General features: G+C 59.8%; 15 protein-coding genes. 8 read left to right on the forward strand and 7 right to left on the reverse strand.

Annotated features, from left to right (window positions below; translation table 11 throughout):
• Nucleotides 1-49: 49 nt before the first annotated feature.
• Entirely contained in the window at nucleotides 50-556 is a 507-nt protein-coding gene (def, locus tag ACA079_RS00080) for a peptide deformylase (RefSeq protein WP_046056612.1), read from the reverse strand.
• A 172-nt stretch (nucleotides 557-728) separates the two neighbouring features.
• Between def and ACA079_RS00085 the strand changes: the two genes are divergently transcribed.
• From ACA079_RS00085 to tsaC, 3 genes are all read left to right on the forward strand, one after another.
• A complete protein-coding gene (locus ACA079_RS00085) occupies nucleotides 729-1,754 on the forward strand; it encodes a LysM peptidoglycan-binding domain-containing protein (protein WP_497702174.1) in 1,026 nt (341 codons plus the stop codon).
• Between the two features lie 79 nt (nucleotides 1,755-1,833).
• Nucleotides 1,834-2,934, forward strand: a complete 1,101-nt coding sequence (dprA, locus tag ACA079_RS00090; RefSeq protein WP_497702175.1) for a DNA-processing protein DprA — start codon at nucleotides 1,834-1,836, stop codon at nucleotides 2,932-2,934.
• Nucleotides 2,935-2,989: 55 nt separating this feature from the next.
• Entirely contained in the window at nucleotides 2,990-3,547 is a 558-nt protein-coding gene (gene tsaC, locus ACA079_RS00095) for an L-threonylcarbamoyladenylate synthase type 1 TsaC (RefSeq protein WP_497702176.1), read from the forward strand.
• 88 nt (nucleotides 3,548-3,635) lie between these two features.
• On the opposite strand, the gene ACA079_RS00100 is transcribed toward tsaC, so the two are convergent.
• Nucleotides 3,636-4,613, reverse strand: a complete 978-nt coding sequence (locus ACA079_RS00100) for an NADPH:quinone reductase (RefSeq protein WP_497702177.1) — start codon at nucleotides 4,611-4,613, stop codon at nucleotides 3,636-3,638.
• Nucleotides 4,614-4,777: 164 nt separating this feature from the next.
• Here ACA079_RS00100 and hemF point away from each other — a divergent pair, with 164 nt between their 5' ends.
• The gene (gene hemF / locus ACA079_RS00105; protein WP_033059730.1) at nucleotides 4,778-5,692 is read left to right on the forward strand and encodes an oxygen-dependent coproporphyrinogen oxidase; all 915 of its coding nucleotides are present in this window, start codon (nucleotides 4,778-4,780) and stop codon (nucleotides 5,690-5,692) included.
• A 13-nt stretch (nucleotides 5,693-5,705) separates the two neighbouring features.
• Entirely contained in the window at nucleotides 5,706-6,527 is an 822-nt protein-coding gene (gene aroE, locus ACA079_RS00110; RefSeq protein WP_033059731.1) for a shikimate dehydrogenase, read from the forward strand.
• An 81-nt stretch (nucleotides 6,528-6,608) separates the two neighbouring features.
• On the opposite strand, the gene ACA079_RS00115 is transcribed toward aroE, so the two are convergent.
• From ACA079_RS00115 to betC, 3 genes are all read right to left on the reverse strand, one after another.
• Nucleotides 6,609-8,177, reverse strand: a complete 1,569-nt coding sequence (locus ACA079_RS00115; protein WP_497702178.1) for a SulP family inorganic anion transporter — start codon at nucleotides 8,175-8,177, stop codon at nucleotides 6,609-6,611.
• A gap of 201 nt (nucleotides 8,178-8,378) precedes the next feature.
• Nucleotides 8,379-9,299, reverse strand: a complete 921-nt coding sequence (choX, locus tag ACA079_RS00120; protein ID WP_497702179.1) for a choline ABC transporter substrate-binding protein — start codon at nucleotides 9,297-9,299, stop codon at nucleotides 8,379-8,381.
• 16 nt (nucleotides 9,300-9,315) lie between these two features.
• On the reverse strand, nucleotides 9,316-10,830 hold the full coding sequence (gene betC, locus ACA079_RS00125) for a choline-sulfatase (protein WP_497702180.1): 1,515 nt from the start codon (nucleotides 10,828-10,830) through the stop codon (nucleotides 9,316-9,318).
• Between the two features lie 114 nt (nucleotides 10,831-10,944).
• Here betC and ACA079_RS00130 point away from each other — a divergent pair, with 114 nt between their 5' ends.
• The gene (locus tag ACA079_RS00130) at nucleotides 10,945-11,895 is read left to right on the forward strand and encodes a choline sulfate utilization transcriptional regulator (protein WP_033059739.1); all 951 of its coding nucleotides are present in this window, start codon (nucleotides 10,945-10,947) and stop codon (nucleotides 11,893-11,895) included.
• Here ACA079_RS00130 and ACA079_RS00135 read toward each other — a convergent pair.
• On the reverse strand, nucleotides 11,882-12,553 hold the full coding sequence (locus ACA079_RS00135; protein ID WP_497702181.1) for an NAD(P)-dependent oxidoreductase: 672 nt from the start codon (nucleotides 12,551-12,553) through the stop codon (nucleotides 11,882-11,884). The two genes, ACA079_RS00130 and ACA079_RS00135, sit on opposite strands and share 14 nt — an antisense overlap.
• Nucleotides 12,554-12,635: 82 nt before the next feature.
• Between ACA079_RS00135 and ACA079_RS00140 the strand changes: the two genes are divergently transcribed.
• Complete coding sequence (locus tag ACA079_RS00140; RefSeq protein ID WP_497702182.1) at nucleotides 12,636-12,962, forward strand: DOPA 4,5-dioxygenase family protein; 327 nt, start codon at nucleotides 12,636-12,638, stop codon at nucleotides 12,960-12,962.
• A gap of 5 nt (nucleotides 12,963-12,967) precedes the next feature.
• On the opposite strand, the gene ACA079_RS00145 is transcribed toward ACA079_RS00140, so the two are convergent.
• Nucleotides 12,968-13,369, reverse strand: a complete 402-nt coding sequence (locus tag ACA079_RS00145) for a GFA family protein (RefSeq protein WP_497702183.1) — start codon at nucleotides 13,367-13,369, stop codon at nucleotides 12,968-12,970.
• Between the two features lie 319 nt (nucleotides 13,370-13,688).
• Here ACA079_RS00145 and ACA079_RS00150 point away from each other — a divergent pair, with 319 nt between their 5' ends.
• On the forward strand, nucleotides 13,689-14,996 hold the full coding sequence (locus ACA079_RS00150; protein ID WP_497702184.1) for a CitMHS family transporter: 1,308 nt from the start codon (nucleotides 13,689-13,691) through the stop codon (nucleotides 14,994-14,996).
• Nucleotides 14,997-15,043: the final 47 nt, after the last annotated feature.

Genomic DNA, 15,043 nt, shown 5'->3' on the forward strand with positions numbered 1-15,043 from the left:
TCTCGCAAAAGAAAAAGGCTTGCCGCAGCAAGCCTTTGAAAGGAGGGCATCAAGCGTTCTGGCGATGGAGCTTTTCCAGTTTCTTCTTGATTCGGTCGCGTTTGAGATTGGACAGGTAGTCGACGAACAATTTGCCGTTCAGGTGGTCGCATTCATGCTGGATGCACACGGCGAGCAGGCCTTCGGCGATCAGTTCGTAAGGCTGGCCGTCGCGGTCCAGAGCCTTGATTTTGACCTTCTGTGGGCGATCGACGTTTTCGTAGAAGCCCGGCACCGAGAGGCAGCCTTCCTGATATTGCTCCATCTCGTCGGTCAGGGTTTCGAACTCGGGGTTGATGAACACCCGTGGTTCGCTGCGGTCTTCGGAGAGGTCCATCACGACGATACGTTTGTGCACGTTGACCTGGGTCGCGGCGAGGCCGATGCCTGGCGCTTCATACATTGTTTCAAACATGTCATCGACCAACTGACGCACTTCGTCGTCCACTACGGCCACTGGTTTGGCGATAGTGCGCAGGCGCGAATCGGGGAATTCGAGGATGTCTAAAATGGCCATAAGCTTAATTGCTGCACGTTTGAGGTAATGTCGGGTCGATGGCCTGGCGGGTCCGAAGATGCAGGCTACCGTTGTAAAACGTAGCTTCCTTCTCTTTTTGGTAAAGAGTCGGGAGCGAGCCACGAGGGCTCTGGCGTTCTACGCGAATGCACATAATAAAGGGATTCACCGCATGAGGAAATCACTACTCGCCTTGCTCCTTCTGGCCTCGGCCGGTTTGGCGCACGGGCAAGTGCAACTCAGGGAAGGTTTTCCACAGCAATACACCGTGGTATCGGGTGACACACTCTGGGACATATCGGGGAAATACCTTCGTGAGCCGTGGAAATGGCCGGAACTCTGGCAGGCCAATCCACAAATCGAAAACCCCAATCTGATTTACCCCGGCGACTCGCTGTCGCTGGTCTACGTCAACGGGCAGCCACGCCTGACCCTCAATCGCGGCGCTTCCCGGGGCACCATCAAGCTGTCGCCACGCATCCGCAGCAGCCCGGTTGCCGATGCGATCCCGAGCATTCCGCTGCAATCGATCAACAGCTTTCTGCTGAGCAACCGCATCGTCGACAAGGTCGAGGACTTCGACAAGGCGCCTTATATCGTTGCCGGCGATGCCGAACGCGTGCTCAGTGGCACCGGTGACCGAATCTTCGCTCGCGGCCACTTCGATCCGGCCCAACCGGTTTACGGCATCTTCCGTCAGGGCAAGATCTACACCGATCCTGTCAGTAAAGAATTTTTGGGGATCAATGCCGACGACATCGGCGGTGGCGAGATTGTGGCCACCGAAGGCGACGTAGCCACCCTGGCGTTGCAACGCACCACTCAGGAAGTTCGCCTCGGCGACCGCTTGTTCAGCGGTGAAGAGCGTTCGATCAACTCGACCTTCATGCCCAGTGCGCCAAAAACCGAGATCAACGGGTTGATCATCGACGTGCCGCGCGGGGTGACCCAAATTGGCGCGATGGATGTGGTCACGCTGAACAAGGGCCAGCGCGATGGCTTGGCCGAAGGCAACGTATTGGTGGTGATGAAAACCGGCGAAACCGTACGTGACCGGATCACCGGTCAGCCACTGAAAATCCCGGATGAGCGCGCCGGTCTGCTTATGGTTTTCCGCACCTACGACAAGCTCAGCTACGGGCTGGTGCTCAACGCATCACGCTCCCTGGCGGTGCTGGACAAGGTGCGAAATCCTTAGCAGGCTCCACAAGTTACCAACAGAGTTATCCACAGCTTATTCCCGTTTGAACGGGGCTCATAACGATCAAGGATGATCCATGTCGCTGTCTGCTTTTGCACCGGTTTCCCCTGCGGAACTGGAAGCTCGTTTACGTTTGCATCGCCTGCCGGAACTCGGTCCTGCGCGTTTCAAGAAATTGCTTGAGGCCTTCGGCTCGGCGTCCAAGGCTATCAGCGCACCGGCCAGTGCCTGGCGTTCGCTGGGTTTGCCCCTCGCTTGCGCGGAGGCCAGGCGTTCCAGTGAAATCCGTGATGGCGCGAGCCATGCATTGGCCTGGTTAGAGCGTCCGGGCCAGCATTTACTGATGTGGGACCAATCTGACTATCCGGCACTGTTGGCGGAAATCAGTGATGCGCCGCCGCTGTTATTTGTGGCGGGCGATCCCGGCATTCTGGAAAAACCGCAACTGGCGATGGTCGGCAGCCGTCGCGCGTCGCGACCGGGCATGGACACCGCCGCGGCCTTTTCCCGCAGTTTGGCCGGCGCCGGTTTTGTCATTACCAGCGGTTTGGCGCTGGGCATTGATGCCGCCGCGCATCAAGCCGCTTTGGACGTGGGCGGGCGAACGGTCGGTGTACTTGGCACGGGACTTGAAAAGTTTTATCCACAGCGCAATCGAAGGCTAGCAGATGCCATGATCGCCTCGGGCAGCGCAGTGCTTTCAGAGTTCCCGTTGGACGCCGGACCGACCGCCAGCAACTTCCCCCGACGCAATCGGATCATCAGCGGTTTATCCCTGGGTGTGCTGGTGGTCGAGGCGAGTGTCGCCAGCGGTTCACTGATCACCGCGAGGCTGGCGGCGGAACAAGGGCGCGAGGTGTATGCGATTCCCGGGTCGATTCATCACCCGGGCGCAAAGGGTTGTCATCAGCTGATCCGCGACGGCGCAGTACTGGTGGAAACCATCGAGCATATCCTCGAAGCGTTGCGCGGCTGGCAGCAGTTGCCGTTATCCACAGCGACACAAGCGGTGACACATCCGTTGCTCATGCTGCTTCACGCGGCGCCCCATACCAGTGAAGCGTTGTCCGTCACCAGCGGCTGGGCCTTGCCGAAAGTGCTGGCAGCGCTGACGGAGCTGGAAATGGACGGCCGTGCGGTCTGCGAAAGCGGGCGCTGGTTTGCGCGGGTGAGCTAGGTTTTATAAGGAAGATCGGTAAACTGCGCAGAGCCTTATTCCGGAGAGTTTTTTCATGGTCAACAGTTGGCGTGTGCAACAAGCCGCACGAGCCATTCGCGCAGGGGCGGTGATTGCCTATCCGACCGAAGCTGTCTGGGGCCTGGGTTGCGACCCGTGGGACGAAGAAGCGGTCTATCGTCTGCTGGCGATCAAGGGTCGTTCTATGGAGAAAGGGCTGATTCTGGTGGCCGACAACATTCGCCAGTTCGACTTCCTCTTCGAAGACTTTCCTGAATTGTGGATGGATCGCATGGCCAGCACGTGGCCAGGGCCGAACACCTGGCTGGTGCCGCATCAGAATATGTTGCCGCAGTGGATTACCGGCGTGCATGAAACGGTGGCATTGCGGGTCAGCGATCATCCGTTGGTGCGGGATTTGTGCGCGGTGGTCGGGCCGTTGGTTTCAACGTCGGCCAACCCGCAGGGCCAGCCAGCGGCGCGGACGCGGATTCGCGTCGAGCAGTATTTCCGTGGGCAGGTGGATTACGTGTTGGGCGGGAATCTGGGTGGGCGCAAGAATCCGAGCGTGATTCGCGATCTGGCTACCGGCAAGGTTGTGCGCCCGGATTAGGACCGCGTCATCGTTCATCGCGAGCAAGCTCGCTCCCACAGGGGATCGCGTACTACCTGTGGGAGCGAGCTTGCTCGCGATGAGGCCCTCAAGGCAACAAAACAGTGGAACCCGTCGTACGCCGTGCCGACAACTCGGTCTGCGCCTTCGCCGCTTCGGCCAATGGATACTTCTGGCTGATGTCCACCTTCAACTTGCCACTGATGATCATCTCAAACAGCTCATCCGCCATACGCTGCAGGTTCTCGGCGTTATTGGCGTAAGTCGCGAGCGTAGGCCGGGTGACGTACAACGAACCCTTCGCCGACAGAATTCCCAGGTTCACCCCGTCTACCGCGCCCGACGCATTGCCGAAGCTCACCACCAGACCGCGAGGCGCCGTGCTATCAAGCGAAGTCAGCCACGTGTCTTTGCCGACACCGTCGTACACCACCGGGACTTTTTTCCCGTCAGTCAATTCCAGTACGCGCTGTGCGACGTTTTCATGGCTGTAATCGATGGTCGCCCAAGCGCCGTTGGCCTTGGCCAGTGCGGCTTTCTCCGGTGAGCTGACCGTGCCGATCAACTTCACGCCCAAGGCCTTGGCCCATTGGCAAGCCAGGGAACCGACGCCGCCAGCGGCAGCGTGGAACAGGATGGTTTCGCCACCCTTGAGTTCATACGTCTGACGCAGCAGGTACTGCACGGTCAGGCCCTTGAGCATTACGCCGGCCGCCTGTTCGAAGCTGATCGCGTCCGGCAGAAGGACCAGGTTGGCTTCCGGCAACACGTGAACGTCGCTGTAGGCGCCCAATGGACCGCTGCCGTACGCCACGCGATCACCGACCTTGAACCGGGTGACTTCACTGCCCACCGCCTCGACCACGCCCGCACCTTCCGAACCCACGCCCGATGGCAAGGCTGGTGGTGCATAGAGGCCGCTGCGGAAATAGGTGTCGATGAAGTTCAGGCCGATGGCTTTGTTGGTGACGCGCACTTGCTGCGGGCCGGGCTCGGCGGGTTGGTAATCGACATACTCGAGTACTTCAGGGCCGCCATGGGTGCGGAACTGGATACGCTTAGCCATCTGCCTACTCCTTGGGTCGTCTTGCGAAGCTCCCTATCGAACTCCTAACCTTGATCTTCGTCAACTGCGACGGGTCGACCTGCGATGTTATGCTACGCGCCCATTTGCGCCGGCCCCTGCTCCAATGGAGCGCCGCGTAGCTTTGCCCGATTCAAGGTGATGACATGACGACCCGCACCGAGGCCGTAAAAGCCTACCTGCTCGACCTGCAAGACCGCATTTGCGCGGCCCTCGAAGCTGAAGACGGCGGCACGCAGTTCGTCGAAGACGCCTGGACCCGACCTGCCGGCGGTGGCGGTCGCACCCGGGTGATCGAAAACGGCGCGGTCATCGAAAAGGGCGGCGTCAACTTTTCCCACGTCTTCGGCAGCGGTCTCCCACCGTCCGCCAGCGCCCATCGGCCAGAGCTGGCCGGTCGTGGCTTCGAAGCACTCGGCGTGTCGCTGGTCATTCACCCGCACAACCCATATGTGCCGACGTCCCACGCCAACGTGCGCTTTTTCATCGCTGAAAAAGAAGGCGAAGAACCGGTCTGGTGGTTCGGCGGTGGCTTCGACCTGACGCCTTATTACGGCAATGAAGAAGACTGCGTGCATTGGCACCGCGTCGCCGAGCAGGCCTGCGCGCCGTTCGGTCCGGATGTTTACTCGCGCTACAAGGCCTGGTGTGACAGCTACTTCCATATCAAGCACCGCCACGAGCCGCGCGGCATCGGCGGCCTGTTCTTCGATGACTTGAACGAGTGGGACTTCGACACCAGCTTCGCGTTCATGCGCGCCATCGGTGATGCGTTCATCGACGCCTACCTGCCGATCGTGCAGCGCCGCAAAAATGATGCGTTTACCGCCAAACAGCGTGAATTCCAGGAATTCCGCCGTGGGCGCTACGTTGAATTCAACTTGGTCTACGACCGCGGCACGCTGTTCGGTCTGCAATCGGGCGGGCGTACCGAGTCGATCCTGATGTCCCTGCCACCGCAAGTACGCTGGAGCTACGACTGGAAAGCCGAGCCGGGCAGCGAAGAAGCACGGCTGACCGAGTACTTCCTGCAAGACCGCGATTGGTTGGCCAAGGCCTGAACGAGGAATTCTGATGGATCGTTACGTCGTATTCGGTAACCCGATTGGCCACAGCAAGTCGCCGCTGATCCACCGTCTGTTCGCCGAGCAGACGGCTCAAAAACTCGACTACAGCACGTTGCTGGCGCCCCTCGATGATTTTTCCACGTGCGCCCGGACGTTTTTCCTCGAAGGTCGCGGGGCGAATGTGACGGTGCCGTTCAAGGAAGAGGCCTATCGTCTGGCGAACAGCCTGACGGCGCGGGCGCAACGCGCCGGTGCGGTGAACACGTTGAGCAAACTGGCCGATGGCAGCCTGCTGGGCGATAACACCGATGGCGCCGGACTGGTGCGGGACCTGACGGTCAACGCCGGTTTCAGCCTCAAGGGCAAACGCATCCTGCTGCTCGGTGCTGGCGGCGCCGTGCGCGGTGCACTGGAGCCGTTGCTGGCCGAGCAACCCGCCTCGGTGATCATCGCCAACCGCACGGTGGAAAAAGCCGAACTGTTGGCGGAATTGTTCGCGGACCTGGGGCCGGTGTCGGCCAGTGGTTTCGATTGGTTGAAGGAGTCGGTGGACCTGATCATCAATGCGACGTCCGCCAGTCTGTCAGGGGATGTACCACCGATTGCCAGCAGTTTGATCGAGCCGGGTAAGACGGTTTGCTACGACATGATGTACGGCAAGGAGCCGACGTCGTTCTGCCGCTGGGCCAGTGAACATGGCGCTGCGGTGTCGATGGATGGCTTGGGGATGCTCGCTGAACAAGCGGCAGAAGCCTTCTTCCTGTGGCGCGGCGTGCGCCCGGATACGGCACCGGTGCTCGCCGAACTTCGCCGGCAGCTAGCGCTTTAAGATCAAAAGATCGCAGCCTTCGGCAGCTCCTACACGGGATAAGCGTTCACCCTGTAGGAGCTGCCGAAGGCTGCGATCTTTTCAATCTTCGAACCGGATCGGGCATTTCTCCGCCCCTTCCAGCTTCCTTAATTCTTCCACCACCTGCGGCCGCGCGCGCCGCAGGGTCAGGCTGCGATCCTGGCGCAGTAGCCGTCGCGCTTCCTGGTGCAACATCTCCACGCCTGAATAGTCGATGAAGTTGATCTGCTGCGCCTCGATCACCACACGCGCGCCGTGCATCCGCTGCAGGCGTACTTGCAGGTAATGGCTGGCGCCAAAAAAGATCGAACCGCCAACCCGTAGAATGTCTTCATCCCCATCACGCCAATGCTGGACCCGCGGTTGCGAGGTGCGTTTGAGGTAGAAGAACAGCGATGCCAGCACCCCGGCGTAGATCGCGGTCTGCAATTCCAGCAGCAGCGTGGCGACACAGGTCAGCGCCATGACCAGGAACTCGGCGCGGCTGACCCGCAGCAACGCGCGAATGCCGCGATGATCCACCAGCCCCCAGGCGATCAACAGAATGCTGCCGGCCATGGCCGGGATCGGAATGTGCGCGATCAAATTTGCGCCGAAGATGGCAAACAGCGCCACCCACGCCGCCGAAAAAACGCCGGCCATCGGCGAGCAGGCACCCGCTTCGTAGCTCAGGCCCGAGCGGGTGAAGGAACCGGCTGACAGCGAGCCGGAAAAAAACGCACCGACCATGTTCGATAAACCCTGGGCACGGACTTCCTGATTGGCGTCGAGCAACTGCTGGGAACGGGCCGACAAGGATCGGGCAATAGACAGACTGGTGACTAGCCCGAGCATGCCCACCGCCACCGCGCTGGGTAGCAAGCGCAGAATCAGGTCCAGATCCAGCGGCAGCGGGCTTAAGGGCGGCAGCCGCCCGACAAACGCGCTGACCAACTTCACATGGCCGAACATCGATGGCCAGAGCCAGACCAGCAATCCGCTCAGCGCCAGAGTGATCAATAGCGTCGGCCAGCGCGGCAGGAGCAATTTCAGGATCACGCCCACGACGACCGTCGCCAGGCCCAGCATTAGCGACGGTTTATCCACTTCGCCGAGGTGGCTGAAGAGCATCATCAAGCTGTTCAGCGCTGTTGCCTGGTTGGGCAATTCCAGCCCCAGCAGATTCGGCAGTTGGCCGATGGCAATCACCACCGCCGCGCCGAGGGTGAAACCCAGCACCACCGAGTGCGAGACGAAATTCACCAAGGCGCCAAAGCGCAGCAAACCGAGCAGCCACTGGAAAATGCCGGCAAGCAGCGTCAGCAACAGGATCAGGGTGACGTAGTCCTCTGACGCAGGAACGGCCAGAGGACTGACGCTGGCGTACAAGACAATAGAAATCGCCGCCGTAGGCCCGCAGATCAAGTGCCATGAAGAACCCCAGAGACAGGCGATCAGCACCGGGATAATCGCCGCGTACAGACCGTATTCAGGTGGGAGACCGGCGATCAGCGCGTAGGCAATGGATTGCGGCAACGCGAGAATCGCACCGCTGAGGCCGACGATCAGGTCACGACCGACGCTGGCGCGGGTTTGCCGGGGCAGCCAGCTGAGGAAGGGGAAGAGCGAATGTCGGCTTGGAAAGGCCATGGGTCCTCTCGGCAAGGGGTAAATCGTCAGGGTAAACCATTGGCCTACAGTGGGCAGATCATTGTGGCGAGGGAGCTTGCTCCCGCTCGGCTGCGCAGCAGTCGCAAGTCTGGACAACTCGGTGAGACTGACAAACTGCAGTTGCCGAATCGGGAGCGCTACGCACTCCAGCGGGAGCAAGCTCCCTCGCCACAGGATGATTCAGAGTTTGGCTTTCACCGCCCCCAACGCATCCTTCCCATCCACTGTCTTCACCCCATCCAGCCACTTATCCAGCACCGCCGGATTAGCCTTGATCCACGCCTTGGCCGCATCAGCATTGCTGACCTTCTTGTTCACCACCTCGGCCATGATGCTGTTCTCCATTTCCTGGGTGAAACTCAGGTTGGTGAGCAGTTTGCCGACGTTCGGGCAGGCCTGTGCATAACCTTTGCGGGTCAGGGTATGGACGCTGCCGGTATCGCCGAAGTACTTCTCGCCGCCCTTGAGGTAATGCATTTTCAGTTGCACGTTCATCGGGTGCGGGGTCCAGCCGAGGAAGGTCACGAACTTCTGTTTTTTCACCGCGCGAGACACTTCCGCCAGCATTGCCTGCTCGCTGGACTCGACCAGTTTCCACTGGCCCATGTCGAAGTCGTTCTTCTTGATGATTTCCTGCAACGAGATGTTGGCGGGAGCGCCGGAGCCGATGCCGTAGATCTTCTTGTCGAACTTGTCGGCGTATTTGTTCAGGTCGGCAAAGTCATGCACTCCCGCGTCCCAGACATAATCCGGGACGGCGAGGGTGAATTCGGTGCCATCGAGGTTCTTCGCCAATTGCGTGACATCACCGGTGGCCACGAACTTGTCGTAGAAACCCTGCTGTGCCGGCATCCAGTTACCCAGAAACACATCGACCTGGCCATCTTTCAAGCCGCCAAAGGTGATCGGCACCGCCAGCGTGTCGACCTTGGCCTTGTAGCCCATGCCGTCCAGCAGAAACCCGGTGATGGCGTTGGTCGCGGCGATGTCGCTCCAGCCAGGGTCGGCCATTTTCACCGTCTCGCAACTCTGATCGGCATAGGCCGATGCACTGCCCAGAGCCAGAAGCCCGACCGTCATTGCTGTGGATAACCTACGCATGGCATTCCCCTTAACATTATTGGTTTTGGCAGGGTTGTGGATAACGTGCTTTACGCTCCAGATCGTCGAGGTCGATGTGGTTGCGCATGTACTGCTGACTGGCGTCCACCAGCGGCTGGTGATCCCAGCTCTTCAGCTTGCCGATGGTTAATGCATCGGCGACAAAACGTCGGCGCCGTTGGCTGGCGAGCACTTGTTGGTGGATCGCCGGGATATCCCATTTGGCCCGGGCTTCGGCGAGAAAATCTTCGAAAAGCGCTCGATGTTGTGGCGATTGACTGAGTTCTTCCAGTTCGCGCGGGTCGTTGTGTACATCGAAGAGTAGGCAAGGGTCGTCTTCGCTGTAGATGAATTTGTAGGCGCCGCGGCGAATCATCATCAGCGGGCTGATCGTGCCTTCAGCCATGTACTCGCCAAACACCTCGTCATGTCCGCCCTGCCCTTGCAAGTGCGAGACCAGTGAGCGGCCATCCAGCGGCAGCCCCGGCTCCAGCGAACCGCCGGCCAGTTCCACGAAGGTCGGCAACAGATCGGCAGTGGAGACCGCCGCGCTGACCCGGCCAGCCCCGAATTGCCCCGGCGCACTGATCAACAGCGGAACGCGGGCGGCCATTTCGTACCAGTGCATTTTGTACCAGAGCCCACGCTCGCCGAGCATGTCGCCGTGGTCGCCGGAGAAGACAATGATGGTGTCATCGATCAGGCCGGTTTCCTCGAGTGTTTGCAGGAGTTTGCCGACGTTGCTGTCGATATAGCTGCACGCACCGAAGTACGCCCGGCGCGCATCGCGAATCTTATCCACAGGCAGCGGTTTGTCCCACAGGTCGTAAACTTTGAGCAAACGTTGGGAGTGCGGATCAAGTTCTGTCTGCGCCGGGGTCTCAGGCAATGGGATGTCGGTGTCGCCGTACATATCCCAGAAAGCTTTGGGAATGGTGTACGGGTCGTGTGGGTGAGTCATCGAAACGGTCAGGCAGAACGGCTGATCGCCATCCTCACGGATGTGGTCGAACAAATACTGTTGGGCCTTGAACACCACCTCTTCGTCGAAATCCAGCTGATTGGTGCGTACGCACGGCCCGGCCTGCAGCACCGACGACATGTTGTGAAACCAGGTTGGACGCACGTCCGGCTCGTCCCAGTTCACAGACCAGCCGTAATCGGCCGGGTAGATGTCGCTGGTCAGGCGTTCTTCATAGCCGTGCAGCTGATCCGGTCCGCAGAAATGCATCTTGCCCGACAGCGCCGTGCGGTAGCCAAGTCGACGCAGGTAGTGGGCATAAGTCGGTACGTCGGCGGGGAAATCGGCCGCGTTGTCGTAGGCGCCGATCTTGCTCGGCAACTGACCGCTGACCAGGGTAAAACGCGACGGCGCGCACAGTGGGCTGTTGCAATAGGCGGCGTCGAACACCACGCCTTCGGCGGCGAGGCGGCTGAGATTGGGCAGTTTGATGGGCGAAGGGCCGTAGAACGGCAACATTGGCGCGGCCATCTGATCGGCCATGATGAAAAGAATATTCTTGCGCTTCATGTGATCGCGGCATTCCATAGTGAATATTTATGCGAGAGTGCTGCGATCGAGCATGTAGCCCATGCCGTTTGTGGTAAAGCCCATGCGCGGCAATGACTAGGATAAGCACAGCTTATGTATGACGCCCTTGGTGATTTGTCTCTGGATTTGCTTCGCGCCTTTGAAGCGGCGGCCCGACAGCGCAGCTTCACCGCCGCTGCAGTGGAGCTCGGCACCACGCAACCGGCCATCAGCCAACAGATCAAACGGTTGGAAGAGCAACTCGGGACGCGGCTGTTCGACCGGATCTATCGTGGCATCGAACTGACCGAGGCCGGAACGATCCTGTTTGAGCAGGTTCAGCTCGGATTGCAGAACATCGACGCAGGATTAAGCGCGATCAGCGCACAGCATCAACATGAAGTGTTGCAAGTCGCCACCGATTTCGCCTTCGCCGCGTATTGGTTGATGCCGCGCCTGCATCGCTTTCATGCCGCCAATCCTCAAGTGGATGTGAGCCTGGTCACCAGCGAACGCAGCCTCAACATGCTGCGCACCGATATTGATGTGGCGGTGTTGTTTGGTGATGGCCGATTCAAACAGGGCGAAAGCCATTGGCTGTTCAGCGAAGAAGTCTTCCCGGTGTGCAGCCCGCTGCTGTTGAAGGACCGTCCCCTGCCCTTGCCGGCCCAGTCATTACTCGAGTTCCCGCTGTTGCACCTTCGAGGCGAAAACAGCAGCAACTGGTTCGACTGGAGCGGCGTGTTTCGTGAGTTGGGGATCGCTTCGGCACCTGCGCCCGGGCAATTGCGCTTCGACAATTACACGTTGCTGATCCAAGCGGCGATTGGCGGCCAGGGCGTGGCCATCGGGTGGCGGCACCTTGTGGATAACTTGCTGGCGCAAGGTTTGTTGTGTCGACCGATTGCGGAAACGGTGATTTCCAGGCTCGGCTATTACGTGGTCCTGCCCCAGCGGAAACGGCGTGGTGCGCTGATTCAACAGTTTGTGGACTGGCTGATGGCTGAGCAGGCCAGCAGTGCGCAATCGTTGAATGGCCTGCCGCTGCCATCTATCGCTGTATAGCCTCGGTCGCGACAAAGGTCACGTGTTCGCCGACATGCAGGTTCAACCGCAACTCATCGGCAATCCCGACCGCCACCCGGCTCAACCGCTCAAGCGGTTCGGCGAGGCCCGGCTCCAGGCTGCGGCTGACGTGGCTGAAGTGCTCGATGGTCAGCCCGGCCACCCCGCGCGGCGCATTGATCAGCGTCCAGTGTAAGGTGCTGCTTTGCAGGGCTTCGCGGATTTCTTCGGCGGCGTGGCGTTGCAGTCGATCTTCTATCTCCGGATCGTCCAGTACCTCGAAATCTCCGACCAGAAACAGCCGGGTAATCCCTGAGGCCTGCATGCCATCGATCAGCGCATCCACCGCCAGCACTTCCTCGACCGGGCCGGGCACGATGGATTTTTCCACGTGCTCGCTGTTCATCGGCAACCCGGGTGCATCCAGCAGACAGATCACCGCCGAACAACCGGCGACGCTCTGCTTGACCCGCTTGGCGTCGAACAAATCGCCGGTCTTGGTCCGCAATCCCGGGCGCGGCGCGAGCGCCGTCAGGTCATCGAGAATCGCGATCACTTCATGTTGGCGCCGCAGCATTTCAGCCATCAGCGCACTGCCCAGGCTACTCATGGCACCATAAAGCACCACTTTCACCACCGGGGTTTCGGCATTTTTCATGTCCGTGCTCCGTTCTTCCTATCTCTATGGCGTGTGACCTGTGGGAAACAACGCCGGTTCGACTCGGTTCAGAGGGTTTCAAATGCAGCGGATCAAGGGCTACCACGCCCATGTCTACTTCGACGCCAGTACCCTTCCTCAGGCGCGAGCCTTGTGTGAGCAGGCGGCGCAACTGTTTCCAGTGAGGATGGGGCGCGTCCATGAACGGCCGGTGGGCCCGCACCCGGACTGGAGCTGCCAGTTGGCTTTCGAGCCGCAATACATCGGCGACGTGCTGCCCTGGCTTGCGCTCAACCGCAAGGGTTTGGTGGTGTTCCTGCACCCGGACACCGGCGACGATCTACTCGACCACACCGAGCATGCCATCTGGATGGGCGCGATTCGGTCACTGGATCTGTCTATTTTTTGATCAGTTTACAACTGTTCCTCGGCTTCGCCGGGCAAATGTTCGTCCAGATGCAGCCAGGGCAGTCGGTTGTCAGTCCAGATATGTTTTTCGGCGGGTGCCTGCTCGGGATGATCGAGGGTGGCGATGGTCAAGTCGATGCTGTCAGGGCTCAGCTGCGTTATCAGCGCCAGTTGCGCCCCACAGTTGCCGCAGAAATACCGTACGCAGGGTGGTGAAGAGTTGTACTGCGCGGGCGTTCCTTTCACCCATTCAAAGGCTGACGCGGGCACGGTGATCCAGGTGGTCACGATCCCGCCGCTGACCCGTCGGCAAATCGAACAATGACAGTGGGCGATGTCGTGCAAAGACCCGCTGAATTGATAGCGCAGATGTCCGCAATGGCATCCGCCCGTATGAATTTCGGCCATGTTTTTACCTCCTGTCCCGTATTCAGGGACTTTGAGCCCGTCCGACGACCGGTTGCACATCTGGTCAATGCTTTCATCCGCGAAAGCTGGGTGAAAGCTTCCCCGATTAGGATCGCCCCCACTACCGGCAACAGACCGGTCGGCCAATGCCAGTGTTTTATCGCTCGCACAGCCCATTTAACAACAACAATGGTGATCCTGATGTCCTCTGCTACCCGCCACTTCGCTGTCACTCCGCCCATACGCCTCGTGCTTCCCGTTCTGCGCTGACCCACCCGGTTCGCCCATTCCCTAGCCGCGCTATGCCTGGAGTATTCCCATGCTGACTTTCCTTGGCTTTGCCATGGTCATCACGTTCATGTTCCTGATCATGACCAAGCGCCTTTCAGCGCTGATCGCTCTGATCATCATCCCGATCCTGTTCGCGCTGTTCGGTGGTTTTGCGCCGAAGATCGGCCCGATGATGCTCGAAGGCATCACCAAGCTCGCACCGACCGGTGTGATGCTGATGTTCGCCATTCTGTACTTCGCCCTGATGATCGATTCCGGCCTGTTCGACCCGGCCGTGCGCAAGATCCTCAAACTGGTCAAGGGCGACCCGTTGAAAGTTTCGGTCGGCACCGCCGTACTGGCGCTCGTCGTCTCCCTCGATGGTGACGGCGCGACCACTTATATGATCTGCGTGGCCGCCATGCTGCCGCTCTACGCCCGTATCGGCATGAGCCCGCGGATCATGGCCGGCCTGATCATCCTCGCCGGTGGCGTGATGAACATGACACCATGGGGCGGCCCGACCGCTCGTGCGGCCAGTGCGCTGCATGTGGACCCGTCCGACATCTTCGTACCGATGATTCCGGCGATGGCTTTCGGGGTGCTGGCCATCCTCGCGATTGCCTACTTCTACGGTAAGCGTGAACGTGCGCGCCTGGGTGAGCTGCACCTGGTGGGCGATGAAATCGACCACAGTGAAATCACCGTTTCGCAATTCCCGGATGCCCGTCGTCCGAAGTTGATCTGGTTCAACGGCGCCCTGACCCTGGCCCTGATGTGCACCCTGGTTGCCGGTCTGTTGCCGCTGCCGGTGCTGTTCATGGTGGCGTTCAGCATCGCGATGATCGTCAACTACCCGTGCCTGCAACAGCAGAAAGACCGCGTCGCGGCCCACGCAGGTAGCGTGCTGGCGGTGGTCGGTTTGATCTTCGCGGCCGGTATCTTCACCGGTATCCTGTCGGGCACCGGCATGGTCGATGCCATGTCGAAAAGCCTGTTGGCGGTGATCCCTGATTTCCTCGGTCCGTACCTGGCCGTAATCACCGCGTTGGTGAGCATGCCGTTCACGTTCTTCATGTCGAACGACGCATTTTATTACGGCGTGTTACCAGTACTTGCCGAAGCAGCCAGTCATTACGGTATAACCGCGGTTGAAATGGCACGTGCCTCGATCGTCGGTCAGCCCGTCCACTTGCTGAGCCCGCTGGTACCATCGACCTATCTGTTGGTGGCCCTGGCCGGTATCGACTTCGGTGATCACCAGCGTTTCACCCTGAAGTGGGCAGTGCTGGTTTGCATGTGCATACTGGTCGCCGCTTTGCTGATGGGGATTTTTCCGCTGTTCAGCACTCTATAAGCCCAAGACTCACCATGACGGGTCCAGGCTTTGTTGTTTGAAGCCTG

Source organism: Pseudomonas sp. LBUM1645 (assembly GCF_059716185.1).

Coding starts and splice junctions, on each gene's coding strand:
- def (WP_046056612.1), bottom strand. CDS start 556: ATGGCCATTTTAGACATCCTCGAATTCCCCGATTCGCGCCTGCGCACT.
- ACA079_RS00085 (WP_497702174.1), top strand. CDS start 729: ATGAGGAAATCACTACTCGCCTTGCTCCTTCTGGCCTCGGCCGGTTTG.
- dprA (WP_497702175.1), top strand. CDS start 1,834: ATGTCGCTGTCTGCTTTTGCACCGGTTTCCCCTGCGGAACTGGAAGCT.
- tsaC (WP_497702176.1), top strand. CDS start 2,990: ATGGTCAACAGTTGGCGTGTGCAACAAGCCGCACGAGCCATTCGCGCA.
- ACA079_RS00100 (WP_497702177.1), bottom strand. CDS start 4,613: ATGGCTAAGCGTATCCAGTTCCGCACCCATGGCGGCCCTGAAGTACTC.
- hemF (WP_033059730.1), top strand. CDS start 4,778: ATGACGACCCGCACCGAGGCCGTAAAAGCCTACCTGCTCGACCTGCAA.
- aroE (WP_033059731.1), top strand. CDS start 5,706: ATGGATCGTTACGTCGTATTCGGTAACCCGATTGGCCACAGCAAGTCG.
- ACA079_RS00115 (WP_497702178.1), bottom strand. CDS start 8,177: ATGGCCTTTCCAAGCCGACATTCGCTCTTCCCCTTCCTCAGCTGGCTG.
- choX (WP_497702179.1), bottom strand. CDS start 9,299: ATGCGTAGGTTATCCACAGCAATGACGGTCGGGCTTCTGGCTCTGGGC.
- betC (WP_497702180.1), bottom strand. CDS start 10,830: ATGAAGCGCAAGAATATTCTTTTCATCATGGCCGATCAGATGGCCGCG.
- ACA079_RS00130 (WP_033059739.1), top strand. CDS start 10,945: ATGTATGACGCCCTTGGTGATTTGTCTCTGGATTTGCTTCGCGCCTTT.
- ACA079_RS00135 (WP_497702181.1), bottom strand. CDS start 12,553: ATGAAAAATGCCGAAACCCCGGTGGTGAAAGTGGTGCTTTATGGTGCC.
- ACA079_RS00140 (WP_497702182.1), top strand. CDS start 12,636: ATGCAGCGGATCAAGGGCTACCACGCCCATGTCTACTTCGACGCCAGT.
- ACA079_RS00145 (WP_497702183.1), bottom strand. CDS start 13,369: ATGGCCGAAATTCATACGGGCGGATGCCATTGCGGACATCTGCGCTAT.
- ACA079_RS00150 (WP_497702184.1), top strand. CDS start 13,689: ATGCTGACTTTCCTTGGCTTTGCCATGGTCATCACGTTCATGTTCCTG.